Origin of the sequence: Chryseobacterium formosum, assembly GCF_026460885.1 — a bacterium.
GTDB classification, from domain to species: domain Bacteria; phylum Bacteroidota; class Bacteroidia; order Flavobacteriales; family Weeksellaceae; genus Chryseobacterium; species Chryseobacterium formosus.
Genome location: NZ_JAOVZW010000006.1, coordinates 1 through 1,760 on the forward strand (window position 1 = coordinate 1; position 1,760 = coordinate 1,760).

The 1,760-nt window shown below is 32.6% G+C and carries 4 protein-coding genes; 2 read left to right on the forward strand and 2 right to left on the reverse strand.

The genetic code is table 11. The features are described from left to right. The coding region (locus OF897_RS06065; RefSeq protein ID WP_323809027.1) for an RHS repeat-associated core domain-containing protein at positions 1 to 365 on the forward strand (365 nt) is incomplete at its 5' end. A gap of 40 nt (positions 366 to 405) precedes the next feature. After that, positions 406 to 762 (forward strand): RNase A-like domain-containing protein, encoded by a 357-nt coding sequence (locus OF897_RS06070; protein WP_267264795.1) that lies wholly within the window; start codon positions 406 to 408, stop codon positions 760 to 762. A 101-nt stretch (positions 763 to 863) separates the two neighbouring features. Here OF897_RS06070 and OF897_RS06075 read toward each other — a convergent pair whose 3' ends face one another. Together OF897_RS06075 and OF897_RS06080 are read right to left on the reverse strand one after the other, a co-directional pair. Beyond that, positions 864 to 1,451 carry a transposase gene (locus OF897_RS06075; protein WP_267264796.1) on the reverse strand — a complete coding sequence of 196 codons (588 nt, stop codon included), beginning with the start codon at positions 1,449 to 1,451 and terminating at the stop codon, positions 864 to 866. Further along, positions 1,405 to 1,587, reverse strand: a complete 183-nt coding sequence (locus tag OF897_RS06080; protein WP_267264797.1) for a transposase — start codon at positions 1,585 to 1,587, stop codon at positions 1,405 to 1,407. Before OF897_RS06080 ends, OF897_RS06075 begins: the two co-directional genes overlap by 47 nt. Between the last annotated feature and the right edge of the window lie 173 nt (positions 1,588 to 1,760).

Sequence of the window (1,760 nt, forward strand, 5' to 3'; positions counted from 1 at the left end):
TGAACATGCCTTATGGCGAAATGCTCATGGAAAATACCAATATGGATTATGACAATCCTAATAAATATAATGCAAAAGAATTTGATGCATCAACAGGTTATTACTATTATGGAGCTAGATATTACGATCCAAAACGCAGTTTCTGGTTATCTGAAGATCCGTTAGAAGAAATTACCAACTCTCCTTATGCGTATGTTTGGAATGATCCCGTTAACTTTGCAGATCCTACAGGGATGATGGGAGAGAGAGTCGGGGGCAAAGGTCCTAAAGGTTGGGGGTTGAAAGATGGAAAGTGGACTTATGTAGCAGGAATGAAAAAAGGAGATGCGGCTTATATATCACAAAGGAGAAAATTATTGGGATAGGACGTTTAGGGTAATGGCCTACAGTAGCAAGGAAGCTAGAATGGATTTTTCTACTGGTGGAAATCGTGCGACGGATTTGATTGAATTTGTCGTAAAAGCAGAGGAAAGTTGGTTAAATTACCACGAAGGTTCTAATTTAGGTCATACTTTATCAAGACATTCAGGAAAATCAGATATTGATTTGATGAGAAGATTGGTTGGTAATGAGCGTATTACAGGAGCTAGTTCATTTACTAACGATATTGTTGCTGAATCTGTTATTTCTAGCACAATAAATAGTAATAGAACAGTTATCAATACATGGTTGCGTGACAAAAGTGCTACAAGTAACTTAGTATTAGAATATACAGGTTCAGATGTTATTGGAAGGGTATTATGCAAAAAAATAGAAGAATGACAGATATGACTAATGCTCGCATAGTACTTAAGAAAAGAGGCATTAGTGCATATTTTATTTTAACCGCTTTTCCAAGATAATTAATTAAATAATAAACCTGTTTAAACTTTTATTTTTCTAAGGAATAAAATTGAGAAAGCTAAATAATGTAGATTTATCCAAGTGATATTTAATGTTTCAAATCTCACCAATAAAGCTTTGAAACTATCTAACCAAGCATTTGCTTTCTCTATTTTAAATCTTCTTTTATATAATTTTTCATCAAAATAATCTTCTGTTTCTACATTTCGATTCCGTGGATTTGATTTTATATTGGCTATTATTTCCTTTTTTTCTAAAAAATTTCTACACTTTTTACTGTCAAAACCTGCATCAGCGTTAAGAAATAATCCTTTATAATCTATTGTGCTTTGCTCAAGAAGATCTAAAATATCTTCCAAAGTATCTTCAATAGTATAAAGATCATGATGTTCTCCACTCATGGGTTTTCCCATTGAAATCATTTGTCCCTGATTATCACAAAGGAAAATAATATTACTCGTTCTACAGTGCTTTCTGCCCTGATAGCCTACAGATTCTCCTCCTGTTCTGCTTCTGGTATGACTACCATCCAGTTGAACACTAGACATATCAAGCAATCTTTTATTTTTTAATAAGAAGATGAATCCAAACCTTTTTAAAACTACCATCCTTGCTCCATTTATTGAAATAATAGTAGATACTTTGCCAGCTTACTTTCTCCTTCAAAAAATATTCTTTAAGACTTAATTCTCTCCATTGACAGCCTGTTTTTAAACGTTTTATGATCAATAAAAATACATCCAATACATTAAATCGGCTGGGAAAGCCTCTTTTTCCTTTGCTCAGGTGGGGGATTATCCACTTTTCTATTTTATATTTGTTTGATAGTTCCAGAATCTTAGGTTTTTGTTTTGCAACACTAATTTCCTTTTTTTCTCGGAACTTTTTTATCTAAATAAGTTTAAACAGGTTTAATA